Annotated in this window: 21 protein-coding genes; 3 read left to right on the forward strand and 18 right to left on the reverse strand. The window is 59.3% G+C overall.

Going from position 1 to position 16,736, the window contains the following annotated elements; translation table 11 throughout:
* Window positions 1-514, forward strand: a 514-nt coding sequence (locus A3722_RS19665) for a hemerythrin domain-containing protein (RefSeq protein ID WP_067916392.1), incomplete at its 5' end; no start/stop codon positions are given.
* 15 nt (window positions 515-529) lie between these two features.
* Here A3722_RS19665 and A3722_RS19670 read toward each other — a convergent pair.
* Entirely contained in the window at window positions 530-730 is a 201-nt protein-coding gene (locus tag A3722_RS19670; protein ID WP_067625860.1) for a hypothetical protein, read from the reverse strand.
* 143 nt (window positions 731-873) lie between these two features.
* Between A3722_RS19670 and A3722_RS19675 the strand changes: the two genes are divergently transcribed.
* A complete protein-coding gene (locus A3722_RS19675) occupies window positions 874-1,446 on the forward strand; it encodes an NYN domain-containing protein (protein ID WP_067625866.1) in 573 nt (190 codons plus the stop codon).
* Window positions 1,447-1,518: 72 nt separating this feature from the next.
* Here A3722_RS19675 and rplP read toward each other — a convergent pair whose 3' ends face one another.
* From rplP to rpsL, 15 genes are all read right to left on the reverse strand, one after another.
* A complete protein-coding gene (gene rplP / locus A3722_RS19680) occupies window positions 1,519-1,932 on the reverse strand; it encodes a 50S ribosomal protein L16 (protein ID WP_007118841.1) in 414 nt (137 codons plus the stop codon).
* Window positions 1,933-1,945: 13 nt separating this feature from the next.
* Window positions 1,946-2,653: a 30S ribosomal protein S3 gene (gene rpsC, locus A3722_RS19685; RefSeq protein ID WP_067625857.1), complete on the reverse strand. Its 708-nt coding sequence runs from the start codon at window positions 2,651-2,653 to the stop codon at window positions 1,946-1,948.
* Window positions 2,653-3,033, reverse strand: a complete 381-nt coding sequence (rplV, locus tag A3722_RS19690; protein ID WP_067267968.1) for a 50S ribosomal protein L22 — start codon at window positions 3,031-3,033, stop codon at window positions 2,653-2,655. The genes rpsC and rplV overlap by 1 nt, the downstream gene beginning before the upstream one ends.
* A 3-nt stretch (window positions 3,034-3,036) precedes the next feature.
* Window positions 3,037-3,315 carry a 30S ribosomal protein S19 gene (gene rpsS / locus A3722_RS19695; RefSeq protein WP_007118838.1) on the reverse strand — a complete coding sequence of 93 codons (279 nt, stop codon included), beginning with the start codon at window positions 3,313-3,315 and terminating at the stop codon, window positions 3,037-3,039.
* Between the two features lie 3 nt (window positions 3,316-3,318).
* Window positions 3,319-4,161, reverse strand: a complete 843-nt coding sequence (gene rplB, locus A3722_RS19700) for a 50S ribosomal protein L2 (RefSeq protein WP_067625855.1) — start codon at window positions 4,159-4,161, stop codon at window positions 3,319-3,321.
* 311 nt (window positions 4,162-4,472) lie between these two features.
* Window positions 4,473-5,621 (reverse strand): PRC-barrel domain-containing protein, encoded by a 1,149-nt coding sequence (locus A3722_RS19705; protein ID WP_067625853.1) that lies wholly within the window; start codon window positions 5,619-5,621, stop codon window positions 4,473-4,475.
* A 240-nt stretch (window positions 5,622-5,861) separates the two neighbouring features.
* Window positions 5,862-6,893, reverse strand: coding sequence for a fatty acid desaturase family protein (locus A3722_RS19710; protein ID WP_067625850.1), 1,032 nt, complete (start codon window positions 6,891-6,893; stop codon window positions 5,862-5,864).
* Between the two features lie 278 nt (window positions 6,894-7,171).
* Window positions 7,172-7,468, reverse strand: a complete 297-nt coding sequence (locus tag A3722_RS19715; RefSeq protein ID WP_007118833.1) for a 50S ribosomal protein L23 — start codon at window positions 7,466-7,468, stop codon at window positions 7,172-7,174.
* Window positions 7,465-8,082, reverse strand: coding sequence for a 50S ribosomal protein L4 (gene rplD, locus A3722_RS19720; RefSeq protein WP_067622160.1), 618 nt, complete (start codon window positions 8,080-8,082; stop codon window positions 7,465-7,467). The genes A3722_RS19715 and rplD overlap by 4 nt, the downstream gene beginning before the upstream one ends.
* Window positions 8,079-8,957, reverse strand: coding sequence for a 50S ribosomal protein L3 (gene rplC, locus A3722_RS19725; protein WP_082849552.1), 879 nt, complete (start codon window positions 8,955-8,957; stop codon window positions 8,079-8,081). The genes rplD and rplC overlap by 4 nt, the downstream gene beginning before the upstream one ends.
* A 17-nt stretch (window positions 8,958-8,974) precedes the next feature.
* Window positions 8,975-9,295 carry a 30S ribosomal protein S10 gene (gene rpsJ, locus A3722_RS19730; RefSeq protein WP_067267998.1) on the reverse strand — a complete coding sequence of 107 codons (321 nt, stop codon included), beginning with the start codon at window positions 9,293-9,295 and terminating at the stop codon, window positions 8,975-8,977.
* Between the two features lie 380 nt (window positions 9,296-9,675).
* A complete protein-coding gene (gene tuf / locus A3722_RS19735; protein WP_067622157.1) occupies window positions 9,676-10,851 on the reverse strand; it encodes an elongation factor Tu in 1,176 nt (391 codons plus the stop codon).
* 86 nt (window positions 10,852-10,937) lie between these two features.
* Window positions 10,938-13,064 (reverse strand): elongation factor G, encoded by a 2,127-nt coding sequence (gene fusA / locus A3722_RS19740; RefSeq protein WP_067622154.1) that lies wholly within the window; start codon window positions 13,062-13,064, stop codon window positions 10,938-10,940.
* A gap of 65 nt (window positions 13,065-13,129) precedes the next feature.
* On the reverse strand, window positions 13,130-13,600 hold the full coding sequence (gene rpsG, locus A3722_RS19745; protein WP_067267956.1) for a 30S ribosomal protein S7: 471 nt from the start codon (window positions 13,598-13,600) through the stop codon (window positions 13,130-13,132).
* Between the two features lie 87 nt (window positions 13,601-13,687).
* Entirely contained in the window at window positions 13,688-14,059 is a 372-nt protein-coding gene (gene rpsL / locus A3722_RS19750) for a 30S ribosomal protein S12 (protein ID WP_007118826.1), read from the reverse strand.
* A 399-nt stretch (window positions 14,060-14,458) separates the two neighbouring features.
* Here rpsL and A3722_RS19755 point away from each other — a divergent pair, with 399 nt between their 5' ends.
* Complete coding sequence (locus A3722_RS19755) at window positions 14,459-15,262, forward strand: putative rhamnosyl transferase (protein WP_067622151.1); 804 nt, start codon at window positions 14,459-14,461, stop codon at window positions 15,260-15,262.
* Here the strand turns inward: A3722_RS19755 and A3722_RS19760 are convergent.
* Together A3722_RS19760 and A3722_RS19765 are read right to left on the reverse strand one after the other, a co-directional pair.
* Complete coding sequence (locus A3722_RS19760) at window positions 15,235-16,122, reverse strand: DMT family transporter (RefSeq protein WP_067622148.1); 888 nt, start codon at window positions 16,120-16,122, stop codon at window positions 15,235-15,237. The genes A3722_RS19755 and A3722_RS19760 overlap by 28 nt on opposite strands.
* 172 nt (window positions 16,123-16,294) lie before the next feature.
* Entirely contained in the window at window positions 16,295-16,699 is a 405-nt protein-coding gene (locus A3722_RS19765) for a response regulator (RefSeq protein ID WP_067622145.1), read from the reverse strand.
* Window positions 16,700-16,736 lie beyond the last annotated feature (37 nt).

The following is a 16,736-nucleotide window of genomic DNA, read 5'->3' on the forward strand; positions in this document are numbered from 1 at the left end:
CGACATGGGCGAGGTATCCGAAGCCCAACGGCAGGCCGGGCGGCACCTCGCGGCGATCCACCGTCACTACCTCAGCGATCTATCACAAATCGCTCAGGTAATGACCCGCATTGAGGCCGGAGAGGCGCCCCCGGCTGAGCTTGCGCATATCGTCCTGCATAGCCAGATGGCCCAGAATTTCGCCGCCGCCGGGACGCTCTGCGGTCAGCAATGCTGGGCGTTGACGATGCACCACAATATCGAAGAACAGAGCATTTTCCCGCAGCTGCTCGCGCGCGGGTCAGAACCGGTGCGCGCAATCGTGGACCGTCTGCGGGCCGAACATGAGGTCGTTCACGCGCTTCTCGAACGGCTGGGCGCGGCGGCGGACGGATTGACTGAGGCACCGAGCTCAGAACAATTCGCCGAAACCCGCGCGATATTCGACCAACTGGTCGCAGTGGTGCGCTCGCATTTCAAATTCGAAGAGACCGCCTTGGCCGAGGCATTGGGCGTCTATCAGGTCGACATCTGAGGCACCGCCCGGCGGCTATTTCAGTTTCTTCGCCGCCTCTTCCTGCGCCTTGACCGCTGCCTTTTCTTCCTTGGTCAGCTTGTTGCCCCACTGATTGTTGCTGAGCCCGAGATCACTGGGCATCGGCTTGGTCTTGCCCTTCTTCACCTCTCCGCCCTTGTCGAGAAACGCTTTGATGAGGTCTTCGTCGGTGTTCGGCTTTGGGACGTGCTTCATCGGGCTGGGCCTTTCCTGCGGCATGGGGTTAAGCAAAGGCTACCTAGATTAAAGCGCATTGGCCAGCGTTGCAGGTGCTGCTTGCCCCGCCTGCCCGATTGGTGAACATTCAACCTTTAGATTTATTTGAGTATCCACTGCCGATGTTTGTCCCGTTTCTTTTGCTCTTTATATCCCTCGCCCTTACAACCGCAGCCGCATCCACGCCGGGCTATGGGGACTTCAGCCTGCTCGGCGCGCTTTGCGTTATCGCCAGTGCGATCCTTCTGCTCCGGTCTTTCCGCGGCGCGCATCAGCAGCGGAAAAAATGGATCATCGTCGACGGCTCCAACGTCATGCATTGGAAGACCGGCGCGCCGGACATGAATGCGGTCCGGGACGTTGTGGATGAGTTGCGCACGAGGGGCTATTCCGCCGGCGTCGTGTTTGACGCCAACGCGGGCTATCTGCTCGCCGGTCACTATCAACATGACAAGGCGCTGAGCAGACAACTTGACCTGCCGGTGGACCGGGTGATGGTCGTCCCAAAGGGCACGCCCGCGGACCCCTATATACTGCAATCCGCCCGAGACTACGGCGGGCAGGTCGTCAGCCGCGATCAGTTCCGCGATTGGGCGGAGGCCCATCCGGAAATCGCTGAGCCGGGACACCTGATCAAAGGCGGCTACCGGGATGGCAAACTCTGGCTCGACCTTGAGGCCGACGCGCTGGTCTGACAAAGCAAAACCCCCGCCGATCGCTCGACGGGGGTTTTATGTCTTTCAGCCACCCCTTACGGGGCTGCGGGCTTACCAGTCCTCGCGGACAACAACCCGAGTTTTGATCGGCAGCTTCATGGCTGCCAGACGCAGGGCTTCGCGTGCCACGTCTTCACCGACACCGTCGATTTCGAACATGATACGGCCCGGCTTGACCTTGGCTGCCCAGAAGTCGACGGAACCTTTACCTTTACCCATACGAACTTCGACGGGCTTGGAGGTGACCGGTACGTCCGGGAAGATGCGGATCCAGACACGGCCTTGACGCTTCATGTGACGCGTCATGGCGCGGCGTGCCGCTTCGATTTGACGGGCTGTAACCCGCTCCGGCTGCAGTGCCTTCAGGCCGTAGGTGCCAAAGTTCAGGTCAGACCCGCCCTTTGCCAGACCCTTGATCGAGCCCTTAAACTGCTTGCGGAATTTAGTACGCTTTGGTTGAAGCATTTGTCATTCCCCCTTAGCGACGACCGCCGGCACCGCGAGGTGCTGGGCCGTCTTGGAGTTCCTGTGCCTTACGGTCACGCGCGGCGGGGTCATGTTCCATGATCTCGCCTTTGAAGATCCATGTCTTGATCCCGATGATGCCGTAAGCGGTGGCCGCTTCGACATGTGCGTAATCGATGTCGGCACGCAATGTGTGCAGCGGCACGCGACCCTCACGGTACCATTCGGTACGCGCGATTTCGGCCCCACCAAGACGACCCGCGAGGTTCACGCGGATGCCCAGTGCGCCCATGCGCATGGCGTTCTGCACGGCACGTTTCATGGCGCGGCGGAAAGAAACCCGGCGCTCCAGCTGCTGTGCAATGCTCTCACCAACAAGGTGTGCGTCCAGCTCGGGCTTGCGGACCTCAACGATGTTGAGGTGCAGTTCCGAGTTGGTCATCTTGGCGATCTTCTGGCGCAGCGTCTCGATGTCCGCGCCTTTCTTGCCAATGATAACACCAGGGCGTGCTGTGTGGATCGTGACGCGGCACTTTTTGTGCGGACGCTCGATGATCACACGGGCAACACCAGCTTGGTGGCACTCTTTCTTGATAAAGTCGCGGATTGCGAGATCTTCGAGCAGAAGATCACCGTAATCTTTGGTGTCGGCGTACCAGCGGCTATCCCAGGTGCGGTTCACCTGAAGACGCATACCGATCGGATTGACTTTGTTACCCATCAGGCTTGCTCCTCAACTTGACGCACTTTGATCGTGATCTCGGCAAACGGCTTGATGATCTTGCCGAACCGGCCACGGGCACGCGGGCGACCGCGCTTCATGGTCAGGTTCTTACCGACATAGGCCTCGGCCACGATGAGCTCATCGACGTCCAGGTTGTGGTTGTTCTCGGCGTTGGCAATCGCGGACTGAAGGCATTTCTTCACGTCCTGCGCGACCCGCTTCTTGGAGAAGGTCAGGTCTGTCAGCGCTTTGTCCACGGACTTGCCACGGATCAGAGCTGCAACCAGGTTCAGTTTCTGCGGGCTGGTGCGAAGCATGCGCAGTTTTGCCATTGCTTCGTTGTCTGCCACGCGGCGGGGATTCTTATCCTTGCTCATGGCTTATTTCCGCTTCGCTTTTTTGTCGGCGGCATGACCGTAGTAGGTCCGAGTCGGGGAGTACTCACCGAACTTCTGACCGATCATGTCTTCGCTGACGTTAACAGGGATGTGCTTATGACCGTTGTACACGCCAAACGTCAGACCCACGAACTGGGGCAGGATCGTGCTGCGGCGCGACCAGATCTTGATCACTTCGTTACGGCCGCCCTCGCGGGAAGCCTCTGCCTTTTTGAGGACATAAGAGTCAACAAAAGGACCTTTCCATACTGAACGAGCCATGAATTAACGCCCCTTCTTCTTGGCGTGACGCGAGCGGATGATAAGCTTGCTGGACGCTTTGTTCTTGTTGCGGGTCTTGGCACCCTTCGTCGGCTTACCCCAAGGAGTAACCGGGTGACGACCACCAGAGGTCCGGCCTTCACCACCGCCGTGCGGGTGGTCGATCGGGTTCATCACCACACCACGTACAGAAGGACGGATGCCCTTGTGACGCATGCGGCCCGCTTTACCGTAGTTCTGGTTGGAGTTGTCGGGGTTAGACACAGCACCAACGGTGGCCATGCATTCCTGACGCACGAGACGCAGCTCGCCGCTGCTCAGACGGATCTGAGCGTAGCCACCGTCACGACCCACGAACTGGGCGTAGGTGCCGGCGGCACGTGCGATCTGACCGCCCTTGCCGGGCTTCATCTCAATGTTGTGGACGATCGTACCGATCGGCATGCCCGAGAAAGGCATCGCGTTACCGGGTTTGATGTCCACTTTGGCGCCGGCGATGATCTTGTCGCCGATGGCCAGACGCTGGGGGGCCAGGATGTAGGCCTGCTCGCCGTCTTCGTACTGGATCAGTGCGATGAAAGCGGTCCGGTTGGGGTCATATTCGATCCGCGCGACAACAGCGGACATGTCCAGCTTGTTACGCTTGAAATCAACGATACGGTAGAGGCGCTTTGCACCACCACCTGTACGACGCATTGTGATTCGTCCGGTGTTGTTCCGACCGCCAGATTTGGTCAAACCCTCAGTAAGGGCTTTGACCGGGCGGCCTTTCCACAGCTCCGAACGGTCGATCAGTACCAGTCCACGCTGGCCTGGCGTCGTCGGTTTGTACGACTTGAGTGCCATGTTCTCTGTCTTCCGTTTGCTTGGCACGCATCCATCATGATGAAAGCGCGTTGGTTGTAGGGCCCCGAAGGTCCCCTGTAGGAGTGGTGGATGGGCTTAAATCTCTTGCGAGGCAGGCATCCCAACCACCGGGATCGTTCAAATAGCCAAACCCCGGACGAATCCGGGGCTTGAGCCGATGTGGCGACCTAGCAGGTTCAATTCTGCCCGTCCAGTGGGCATGGCGAAATTCCTCTCCCCTGCCCGCACAAAAGAAAAGAAGGCGCCGAAGCGCCTCCTTCCGTAGGTTTACCGATTACCCAAAGCGGGTATTAGTCAAGCCCAATGCTCTCGGCCAGACGCATACCGGGGTCAAGGATTTCAACTTCTGCTTCGTTGAATTCCGGCATGCTTTCCAGACGCTCTTCGGTGACGCCGGGGACGATCACTTCGTCTTCACGCATGATCAGCTTCTCAACCGGAATGGCGACTTCGTTTTCGCCCATCCCAAGGAAACCGCCAACGCCGATGATCGCAACAACGGTGTCGCCACGGACGCCGATAAAGTCGATCTCGCCAACATCTTCGCCGGTTTCGGTGGCGACGCTGCGGCCGGTCAGTTCTTCGGCGGTCAGGTTAAAGATCGGCAGACGCTGCACGTTCTCTTGATAGCGGGTGCGGTCTTCTTCGGCCATATTGCCTTGCTCATCAGCATTGAAGTCTTCCATCAGCACGCGGGCTTGCTCTTGCTCGACGTTGATCTCGGCGCCTTCGGCACCTTCTACGTTGACCTCAGGCGCTTCGGCTTCTTCGACGACGACATTCGCGTCTTCACCCTGCTGCACGTTCACGTTGGCTTCTTCCTGCTCAACAGCGACGCGGGCTTCTTCGGATTCAGCCACGTTCACATTGGCTTCGGCCTGCTCAACCGTCACGCGCGGCTCGGCTTCTTCGATGGTCACTTTCGGCTCGGGACGCACGAATTTCACGACGGGTTCGGGCTGCTCCAGATCAACGATCGGCTCGCCTGTTTCCACATCAACCTGCGGCTTGGGAACCTGCACGGTCACGACCGGCTCAGGGATACGCACGGTCACCTGCGGCTGTGCCTGCTCAACGGTGATGATCGGCGCCTGCTGCTGCACGCGAACGGTCGGCTCGGGCACGGCCACGGTCACTTCGGGCTGGCCCTGCTCAACCGTTACCACGGGAGCGTCCTGCGAAACGTTTACATCGGGCTCGGGCACGGTCACGTCAACTTGGGCGTCTTCCTGCTCAACAACCACTTGGCCGCCGGCTACATTAGCGGTTGCGGCTGCGTCACCTTCAACTTCGACTTCAGCTTCTGCTTCCATCTCGGCTTCGGCGTTGCGCTCGATGGTCTCTTCTACTTTTTCTGTTGCGTCCTGCGCCAGAACCGGAGCGGCTGCAAAAAGGGCAACGGCGGATACGCCGGCCATGAGTGTTTTGGTATAGATCATTAGGTCTCTCCCGTATTTGTTTAAGATAGTTGAGGCGCCCAACACCCCGTCTTCCACGGTGAGACAACCGGCAGCTTTCCGCTCTGTTCCAAGAAAATTGATAGCATTTTTTCGGAACTTTCTAGGGGTCGCCACATGATTGAAGCAGGCCCCGACGGGATCGCGCCTGGGTAATGCCTCCCCCTAAAAACGCAAAAACCCCGCCGGTGCGGGGGTCTTACATCAGCGATATTTTAGGGCTTAAACGGCGCGGCGCGCCTGTGCGAATGATAACAGGCGCTTGCTCTTTTCATCCCACAGATGCAGCCGCGCATTGGCGAGGCTTTCGCGAATCGTCATCCGGTTCCCCTCGGCCAAGGCCACATGATCGCGCAGCACTTCCGGCAGGCGGTAGAACGGGATGCGGCTGTAAAGGTGGTGCACATGGTGAATGCCGATATTGGCACTCAGCCACTGCAAGGGCCGAGGCAGGATGTAATGCGACGAGCCGTGAAAGGCCGCGTCATGCAAATCCCACGCCTCATTTTCCTCCCAATGGGTCGTCTCGAACTGGTGCTGCACATAGAACAGCCACATGCCCGCCGTGGCCGCCAACAAGGTGCTGGGGACGAAGATGAGCAGAATGGGCATGACCCCCCCGAAATAGAAGATCACCGCAAGTGCTGCGAGGATCGTCAGGTTGGTGCCCATCGCGCTTAGCCAATAACGGGTTTGCGCCATCAGCCCCAGCGGTACGCGGTTCTGCACGAAAAACAGGTAGCTCGGCCCAAGACCAAAAAGCACGACCGGATTGCGGTAGAGACGGTACTGCAACCGCCCAAGCAGCCCAAGTTCGCGATACTCTGCAACGGTGAGTGTGTGAATATCGCCAATCCCTCGACGGCCAAGGTTCCCAGCCGAGGAATGGTGAATCGAATGGGTCCGGCGCCAAACGTCATAGGGCGTCAGTGTCAGCACCCCCAGCACGCGGCCCACCCAATCGCTGGTGCGACGGCTGCTGAAAAAGGCCGCATGGCCGCAGTCATGCTGAATCGCAAAAAGCCGCAGCAGGAAGCCTGCATTCACCAGCGAAATGCCAAGTGTCAGCCAGCCGCTGATCGACAACGCCCACCAAGCCAGTGCCCAAAGAAGGACAAACGGCCCGAGCGTGATCGCCAGTTCAAAACTGCTGCGCCAAGTGCTTGGCTCGCGGTAGCGGGCCAGCACGCGCACCCAGTCGCGCGCGTTCGACACGTCCGCAGACGCGCCGGGGGTAGATTTTTCGTGGGACATAGACCTGCTTTTTGTCGTTCTCCGAGGTCTTGTAGAGGAAAGCGCGCCGCAAGCAACGCCCCCGATGCCTTTTGCCGCTGCATAGCGTCATTTAGGCCGGAAACGGCCCATGCGGCAAAGCTTCCCACGGAACCGAAAGGCCAGCGCCTACGGCCCGCTGCCGGGGGGGGGGGCACCCTTCGTGGGGAAATCAAATGCGCGATCCCCAAAGGGTCAACCGCCACAACGGAAAAGGCCCCCGCAATGCGGAGGCCTTTCCCAAATACCAAACCGAAAGCTTACAGCCCGGTGGATACGTCGATTGTGTTGCCCTCTTCGAGCGTCACATAAGCCTTTTTCACGTCTTTACGGCGGCCCATCTGGCCCCGGAAACGCTTGACCTTGCCTTTGGTGATGGACGTGTTCACGGCCTTCACCTTGACGTTAAAGAGCGCCTCAACGGCCTCTTTGATCATCGGCTTGTTGCTTTCAATCGCCACTTCGAAAACGACGGCGTTCTGTTCGGACGCCATGGTTGCTTTCTCGGTGATGATCGGCTTGCGGATCACGTCGTAGTGTTCATGCTTGGCGCTCATTTCAGGCGTGCCTCCAATGCTTCGATCCCCGCTTTGGTGATCACCAGAGTGTCACGCTTGAGGATGTCATAGACGTTTGCGCCCATCGACGGCAGGACATCCAGCCCTTCGATGTTGCGCGCGGCCTGTGCGAAGTTCTCGTTGACCGAAGCGCCATCGATGACCAACGCGCGCTTCCAACCCAGGTTCGACACCTGTTTAGCCAGAGCGGCTGTTTTGCCTTCGGATGTGGCTTCGTCGATGATGACCAAGGAACCGGCTTTTGCTTTGGCGGACAGCGCGTGGCGCAGGCCCAGCTTGCGGAACTTTTTGGTCAGCTCGTGGCCGTGGCTACGCGGGGTCGGACCCTTGTAGATACCACCCTTACGGAAGATCGGCGCGTTACGGTCACCGTGGCGTGCGCCGCCGGTGCCTTTTTGGCGATAGATCTTCTTGGTCGAGTAGCTGGTCTCGGACCGGGTCTTGACCTTGTGCGTACCCTGCTGCGCGTTGTTGCGCTGCCAGCGCACGACGCGGTGCAGGATGTCGGCACGCGGCTCAAGGCCGAACAGTGCTTCGTCCAGGTCTACGGACCCGGCTTTGCCACCGTCGAGTTTGATGACATCGAGTTTCATGCGTCACCTTCTTTCTTGTCAGCGTCGGCATCGGAATTATCGGCATCCGAACCTTCAGCTGCGATTTCAGCTTCAGCGGCCTTTAGCGCTTCGGCTTCCTGTGCGGCTTGCTCTTCGGCCAAACGCTTGGCTTCGGCTTCTGCCTCTGCTGCGGCTGCAGCGGCTGCCTCTTCGGCGGCTTTCGCGGCTTCTTCAGCGGCGGATTTCAGAGCGGCGGGCAGAATCGCGTCTTCGGGGAACGGCTTTTTGACCGCATCTTTGACCGTGACCCAGCCACCTTTGGAGCCAGGAACGGCGCCTTTGACCATGATCAGGCCACGCGCGCTGTCGGTCTTGACGACTTCGAGGTTCTGCGTGGTAACACGGGCAGCGCCCATGTGACCGGCCATTTTCTTACCTTTGAAAACCTTGCCGGGATCCTGACACTGGCCTGTGGAGCCGTGCGAACGGTGGCTGATGGAGACACCGTGTGTCGCCCGCAGACCGCCGAAGTTGTGACGCTTCATCGCACCGGCAAAACCTTTACCGATCGAAGTGCCTGCAACGTCAACGTACTGACCCGCGAAGTAATGGTCCGCGATGATTTCCTCACCAACGTCCAGCATCGCGTCCGCATCGACGCGGAACTCAGCAACCTTGCGCTTGGGTTCCACTTTCGCTGCTGCGAAATGGCCACGCATGGCTTGGCTTGTGCGTTTGGCTTTCGCCGAACCGGCACCGAGCTGAACGGCGGTGTAGCCGTCACGGTCTGCGGTGCGCTGTGCGACAACCTGAAGCTTGTCCAACTGAAGAACGGTCACAGGAATCTGCTTGCCGTCTTCCATGAACAGCCGGGTCATGCCGACTTTTTTTGCAATAACGCCTGAGCGCAACATATGATTACCCTCCCGGCTTACGATTGCAGCTTGATCTCGACATCCACGCCAGCAGCGAGGTCGAGCTTCATCAGCGCGTCCACGGTCTGGGGGGTCGGATCAATGATATCCAGCAGACGCTTGTGCGTGCGGATTTCGAACTGGTCACGGGATTTCTTGTCAACGTGGGGACCACGAAGAACGGTGAATTTCTCGATTTTGTTCGGCAGCGGAATGGGACCGCGAACCGAAGCGCCTGTGCGCTTGGCGGTGCTGACGATTTCCTGAGTGGAGGCATCGAGCACCCGGTAGTCAAACGCCTTGAGGCGAATGCGGATGTTCTGGCTTTGAACGGCCATATGCATATCCCTTGTTTTGGGATTCTAACGGATTGGAGGAAGCAGGCTCATCCGGCCCCCTCATCGCGCCTTGGTATTAAATCAAACGGGGCGCGTCTAACGCACCCCGGTTCAATGGGCGTCCTATAGGGGGAATCGCAACAGGTGGCAAGAGGGTTCTAAAAACCCCCGTGTTTTTAGAACCAGTGCGCAAAGTCACGCCGGCCACGGCGTGACAGCGCACCCCGCCAACGTTCAATCACCACCGAAAACCACACTTAGCTTTCCCGTTTCACCGAAGCGTCCCAAAAAGCCCCCTCCCCCACAAAAGCAAAAGGCCGCAGCAAACGCTGCGGCCTTTCAAATCTCACAGACGTCAGGCCCGAAGGCCCCGCCCAAAATCACTCGGTGATTTTGGAAACGACGCCCGCGCCAACGGTACGGCCACCTTCGCGGATCGCGAAGCGCAGGCCGTTTTCCATGGCGATCGGTGCGATCAGCTCAACGCCGAAGGACACGTTGTCGCCGGGCATGACCATCTCGGTGCCTTCTGCCAGCTGAACGGTGCCGGTCACGTCAGTTGTACGGAAGTAGAACTGCGGACGGTAGTTCGCGAAGAACGGCGTGTGACGGCCACCTTCCTCTTTGGTGAGGATATAGGCTTCGGCTTCGAACTTGGTGTGCGGGTTCACGGAACCGGGCTTGCAAAGAACCTGACCGCGCTCAACGCCGTCACGCTCAACGCCACGCAGCAGCGCGCCGATGTTGTCGCCAGCTTCACCACGGTCCAGCAGCTTGCGGAACATTTCCACGCCTGTGCAGGTGGTTTTCTTGGTGTCGCGGATGCCGACGATTTCGATTTCGTCGCCAACGTTGATCACGCCACGCTCAACACGGCCGGTCACAACGGTACCACGACCAGAGATCGAGAACACGTCTTCGACGGGCATCAGGAACGGCTGGTCAACAGCACGCTCTGGTGTCGGGATGTAGTTGTCGACTTCTTCCATCAGCTTGCGGATCGCGTTCTCGCCGATGTTTTCGTCACGGCCTTCCATCGCCGCCAGAGCGGAACCGGGCACGACGGGGATGTCGTCGCCGGGGTAGTCGTAGGAAGACAGCAGCTCGCGGATTTCCATCTCAACCAGCTCAAGCAGCTCTTCGTCGTCAACCTGGTCAACTTTGTTCATGAAGACGACCATGGCGGGGATGCCAACCTGACGGCCGAGCAGGATGTGCTCGCGGGTCTGGGGCATCGGGCCGTCGGCCGCGTTCACAACCAGGATCGCGCCGTCCATCTGAGCCGCACCGGTGATCATGTTTTTCACATAGTCAGCGTGGCCGGGGCAGTCGACGTGGGCGTAGTGACGTGCTTCGGTCTCATACTCAACGTGCGCGGTCGAGATGGTGATGCCGCGGGCCTTTTCTTCGGGCGCGCCGTCGATCTGGTCATACGCTTGGAAGTCACCGAAGTATTTGGTGATCGCCGCGGTCAGCGTGGTTTTACCGTGGTCAACGTGGCCGATTGTGCCGATGTTGACGTGTGGCTTGTTACGTTCAAACTTTGCCTTTGCCATGGTGTTGGCTCCTTTAGATGTTGGGTGGTGGGCTTAAAAACCCACCCTACAGATTGGGTAGGGCGGGGTTCACCCCGCCATCCCGGTTATGCAAATTTGGCCTGAATCTCGTCAGAGATGTTCTGCGGCACAGGCTCGTAGTGGTCGAACTGCATGGTGAAGTTCGCACGACCGGAAGACATCGAACGCAGCGTGTTGATGTAGCCGAACATGTTGGCCAGCGGTACGAAGGCGTCGATCGCGATGGCATTGCCGCGCGTGTCTTGACCCTGCACCTGACCCCGACGGGATGTCAGGTCACCGATGATGCCACCGGTGTACTCTTCCGGTGTCACAACTTCGACCTTCATGATCGGTTCCAGCAACTTTGCGCCAGCTTTTTTCATGCCTTCGCGCATACCCATACGGGCGGCGATTTCGAAGGCCAGAACGCTGGAGTCAACGTCGTGGAACTTACCGTCGATCAGAGCAACCTTGAAGTCGATGACCGGGAAGCCCGCCAGCGGACCGGAGTCCAGAACCGACTTGATCCCTTTTTCCACGCCCGGGATGTATTCCTTGGGAATGGCACCACCGACGATACGGCTCTCGAAGGAGTAACCTTCGCCCGGCTCGGTCGGCATCAGGATCATCTTAACTTCACCGAACTGACCCGAACCACCCGACTGTTTCTTGTGGGTGTAGGTGATCTCGGCTTCGCGGCTGATCGTCTCACGGTATGCCACCTGCGGTGCACCGATGTTCGCTTCAACTTTGAATTCGCGCTTCAGACGGTCCACCAGAATGTCGAGGTGAAGTTCGCCCATGCCCTTCATGATGGTCTGACCGGATTCCAGATCGGTTTCGACGCGGAAAGAGGGGTCTTCGGCGGCCAAACGGGCCAGACCTGCAGACATCTTTTCTTGGTCGGCCTTGGTCTTTGGCTCAACCGCGATCTCGATCACCGGATCGGGGAAGGTCATGGTTTCCAGAACCACCGGATCGTTGGCGGCACAGAGCGTGTCACCTGTGGTGGTGTCTTTCAGACCGGCAAGCGCGATGATGTCGCCCGCAAAGGCTTCTTCGATCTCTTCGCGGTTGATCGAGTGCATCATCATCATACGACCGACGCGCTCTTTCTTGCCCTTGGTCGAGTTCAGAAGGGTATCGCCCTTCTTCAGCACGCCCGAGTAGATGCGGGTGAAGGTCAACGAACCAACGAAGGGGTCGTTCATGATTTTGAACGCAAGGCCAGAGAACGCCATGTCATCATCCGCGCGGCGCGGGATGTTACGGGTTTCTGTCTCATCGCCCGGCTTGAAGCCCATATAGTCGACAACGTCCAGCGGGCTGGGCAGATAGTCGATCACGGCGTTCAAAAGCGGCTGAACACCTTTGTTCTTGAAGGCGGAACCACAGAGAACGGGGATGAACTTGATCGCCAGCGTACCCTTGCGGATCAGGTCGCGCAGGGTGTCGACGTCCGGCTCGGCGCCATCCATCAGGTAGTTTTCCATCGCCTCATCGTCCATCTCGACCGCGGTCTCGATGAGCTTGGCACGCCATTCGTCGGCAGTGTCCTTCAGGCTGTCACGGATCTCGCGCTGTTCCCAGCCCGCACCCAGATCTTCGCCAGACCAGACCCATTCCTTCATGGTGACCAGATCAACGATGCCTTCCAGCTCGTTCTCTGCACCAATCGGGATCTGCACTGGTGCAGGCGTGGCACCTGTACGGTCTTTGATCATGCGAACGCAGTTGAAGAAGTCCGCGCCGATCTTGTCCATCTTGTTGACGAAGACGATACGCGGCACCTTGTAGCGGTCAGCTTGGCGCCACACGGTTTCGGTCTGCGGCTCAACACCGGCGTTGGCGTCAAGAACGGCAACTGCGCCGTCGAGAACCGCCAGCGAACGCTCAACTTCAATGGTGAAGTCAACGTGGCCGGGGGTGTCGATGATGTTCATCCGGTACTTGGTGTCGGATGTCGCATCGGCTGTGGGCTCTTCCTGGCGCTGCCAGAACGTGGTGGTCGCGGCGGAGGTGATGGTGATGCCACGCTCTTGTTCCTGCTCCATCCAGTCCATCGTTGCGGCGCCGTCATGCACCTCACCGATGTTGTGGGATTTGCCGGTGTAGAACAGGATGCGTTCGGAACAGGTGGTTTTGCCGGCATCAATGTGAGCCATGATGCCGAAGTTGCGGTAGCGTTGGAGCGGATAGTCGCGTGCCATGGGGCTGCTTCCTCGAAAATATCAGTACGAACAGATCGCGCCCGAAACCGGGCGCGACGTTGAAATTACCAGCGGTAGTGGCTGAACGCTTTGTTCGCGTCGGCCATCTTGTGCGTATCTTCGCGCTTTTTAACAGCGGTACCACGGGACTGAACGGCGTCCAGCAGCTCGCCTGCAAGGCGCTCTTCCATGGTGTTTTCGTTACGCGCACGGGCGGCTTTGATCAACCAGCGGATCGCCAGCGCCTGACGACGCTCGGGGCGCACTTCGACTGGGACCTGATAGGTGGCACCACCAACGCGACGCGAACGAACTTCGACCGACGGTTGGATGTTTTCAAGCGCTTCGTGGAACACTTCGATCGGGGCGCGTTTGATCTTGTCTTCGACGCGGGTCATCGCGTTGTAGACGATACGCTCGGCGACAGATTTTTTGCCGTCGATCATCAGGTTGTTCATGAATTTTGTGAGAACCAGATCGCCGTATTTGGCGTCTGGCAGGACTTCGCGTTTTTCAGCGGCGTGGCGGCGTGACATGTCAGTGTCTTCCTCTTGGCGGGTGGTGGGGCGCTGCCCCACCGAACATCGGGTGGAAAGGCGGGGCCGTGCCCCACCTGTGCGAGATTACTTCGGACGCTTCGCGCCGTACTTCGAACGACGCTGCTTACGGTCTTTAACGCCCTGCGTATCAAGAACACCGCGCAGGATGTGGTAACGCACACCCGGAAGGTCTTTTACACGACCGCCGCGGATCAGAACCACGGAGTGTTCCTGAAGGTTGTGGCTCTCGCCCGGGATGTAAGAGATGACTTCGAAACCGTTTGTCAGGCGCACTTTGGCAACCTTACGCATGGCCGAGTTCGGCTTTTTGGGTGTCGTTGTGTAAACCCGTGTGCAGACGCCGCGCTTTTGCGGGCACTCCTGCAGGTGCATGGATTTCGAACGTTTGACTTTCGGCTGCCGCGGCTTGCGGATCAGCTGTTGGATCGTTGGCATTCCGGATATATCCCCGTATCGCTCAGATTTTGTACACGGGGGATCCCCCATGCGGCTAATTTCGGTTACTTCATGCGTCCACAAAGGAAAATGACCGCAACGTTCCCGTACCGAGGAAAACGACGCGGTGGGTTAACAGAGGATCGGGCCAGTAGTAGGCCGGATCGTGACCACTTGAGTTATGAGTTCGGATTGGCAGAGCGGCCTCCACCTCCGAGATAGCGGGCGTATAGGACGTTGCGCGGGGGCTGTCAACAGCAGGGCCCGGCCCGGCGCCGGCCAGAGCAGGGCATCGCGTGCTCTGGATGCGCCATGTGGCCCCCTCCCTCGCAGAGCCCCCTTGCCAGCGGCTCTCCCCTGTCGCCATATTCGTCGAAGTTTTCCTTGAGGGGCAATACCATGCAAGCCATCGGCCTATGCCGTTTTTCTTACCCCGCCCTTGGTGGATTTCAGGTGGGGCACGACACCACCGAGGAACGTATCGCCTACCTCTATGACGACGCCCGGCTTGAGGAGCGCTTCCGCTTGTTTGAGGCCGTCGCCCTGCCCTGCCTCAAAGCACAGTCAGACCCGGATTTCTCAATGATCTTCGTGATCGGCGACCAGTTCCCGGACCACCACGCACGCCGCCTCGAATCGCTCCTCGCCGACCTGCCGCAAGCGGTGATCCACCGCGAGCCGCCCCGCCAGCACCGCGAGGTGATGAAAGAGGTGCTGAACGCCGCGCGGATCAACCCCAAAGGGCCCTGCCTCCAATTCCGCTATGACGATGACGATGCGGTCTCGGTCGATTTCATTGCCCGGCTGCGGCGTACGGTTGAGGACAGCGCGGGGCTTTTGACGGGTCAACGCTCGGTCGCTTTCGACTGGCCCAAAGGGTATATCGCGGAGTTCGGGCAGGGCGGCATCCGCGCGGCGGAAGTGTTCCGCCCCCTCAATGTGGCAGCCTTGGCGATGTATGTGAAGGGCGGCAGCCCGGTCACGATTATGAACTTCGCCCATGAGAAACTGCCGCGTTTCATGCCCTGCGTCAGCCTGCCCGACGCGGCGATGTTCGTGCGCAGCCACAACGGATCGAACGATTCGCGCCAAGGGCTTGCACGGCATGTGGACGTGGCCCCGCTGGATGCCGAAGGCGAAGCGCTGTTTCGAACGCGCTTTGCCATCGACAACGATCAGGTGCGGCGGGTCTTCTCGGCCTGAACCTTTAGCTTCCGCTCGCGGTAGAGGGTAAAGACCCCTGTGGCCACGACGATCCCCGCCCCGGTCAGGGTCAAGGCTCCCGGCCATTCGCCAAAGACGGTCCAGCCCAGCAGCAGCGCCCAAAGCAGGCCGGTATAGCGAAACGGCGCGACAAAGCCGATGTCGCCGACCCGCATGACCTGGATTGAAAAGAAATAGCCGCCCAAAACAAAGACCCCGGAGCCGCCGATCAGCGCCGCCACCGACGGGGTCACCGGCGCCCATGGTCCGCTGAGCGATGCCAACCCCGCCGCCGTCATCACCGACAGCGCGGTCACCAAAGTGACGGTCATGGAAGGCACCGCAGGCGACAAAGCGCGGGTCGACAGGTCACGGACCGTCACGCAAAGCACCGCGATCAAGACGTAGATCGACCAAATGTTGAACCCCTCCGCGCCCGGCTTCACGATCAGCAGGACACCGCAGAAACCGATCCCAATCGCCACCAAACGCCGCCAGCCCACCGCCTGCCGAAACACCAATGCCGCCGCCAGCGTGACCGAAAGCGGCACCACCTGAAGGATGGCGGTGACATTGGCCAAGGGCATGTTGAACAGCGCGGTGAGAAAGAAATAAGCCGCCGCAATCTCGGCCACCGAGCGCAGGCCAATCACCTGCCAATCCCGCGGCAGGAGACGGAAATCAATCCGACCAAGCTGGCGGCTGAGGGCCAAGATCAGGACCGAGGTCGTCACCCCCCGCAGGAACAAAAGCTGAAACAGCGGCAGCGCCCCGTCGGTCATTTTCAGCAGCGTGTCGTTAAACGTGAAACAGGCCATCGAGGCGATCATCAGCAGCGCGCCGATGGTATTGGGGGACATGAAAGCGCTCCGGGAATAAACCGCGCGGCTTATATCGATACCGCTCCCGAATGACTGGCAGCGGGCACGAGAGCTGTCAAGAACGGGGGGCTGTGCAGGTTCACCGCTTGCGCCCCGCAAATGCGGCATGGCGACTACGTACGACGTCTGCCCCTGCCGCAGTTGCGCAGCCTCACTGGTTGGACGCCTGCGCCACGGGCTGTTGCTGACTGGCCAACAGATTCCGAACCGTACTGCGCAGCAACCCCGGCTCGACAGGCTTCTGCATCACCGTCGCGGCCAGATTGCGAAAGGCGTCATAAACCTCAAGATCGCGGGTGCGGCCGCTGAGGAAGATAATAGGCGTTCCGGCGATGGCGGGGTTTTCGCCAAAGCGGTGCGCCAATTCCAAACCACCCATATCGGGCATGGAGATATCACTGATGATCAAATCGGGCTTCAGGTCATTCACCACCGCCAGCGCATCGCGGGCGTTCAGGCAGGAGACAAAGGTCAGCGATCTGTCGTCGGAAAAGATCATCTTTACCAATTCCAGAATGATCGGATCATCGTCGATATGTAGAATGCGAGACGTCATCTGAAGAACCTTACGACGGTTAAGCTTTCGCAAACCT

Origin of the sequence: Sulfitobacter sp. HI0027 (assembly GCF_001634775.1) — a bacterium.
Classification (GTDB): domain Bacteria; phylum Pseudomonadota; class Alphaproteobacteria; order Rhodobacterales; family Rhodobacteraceae; genus Sulfitobacter.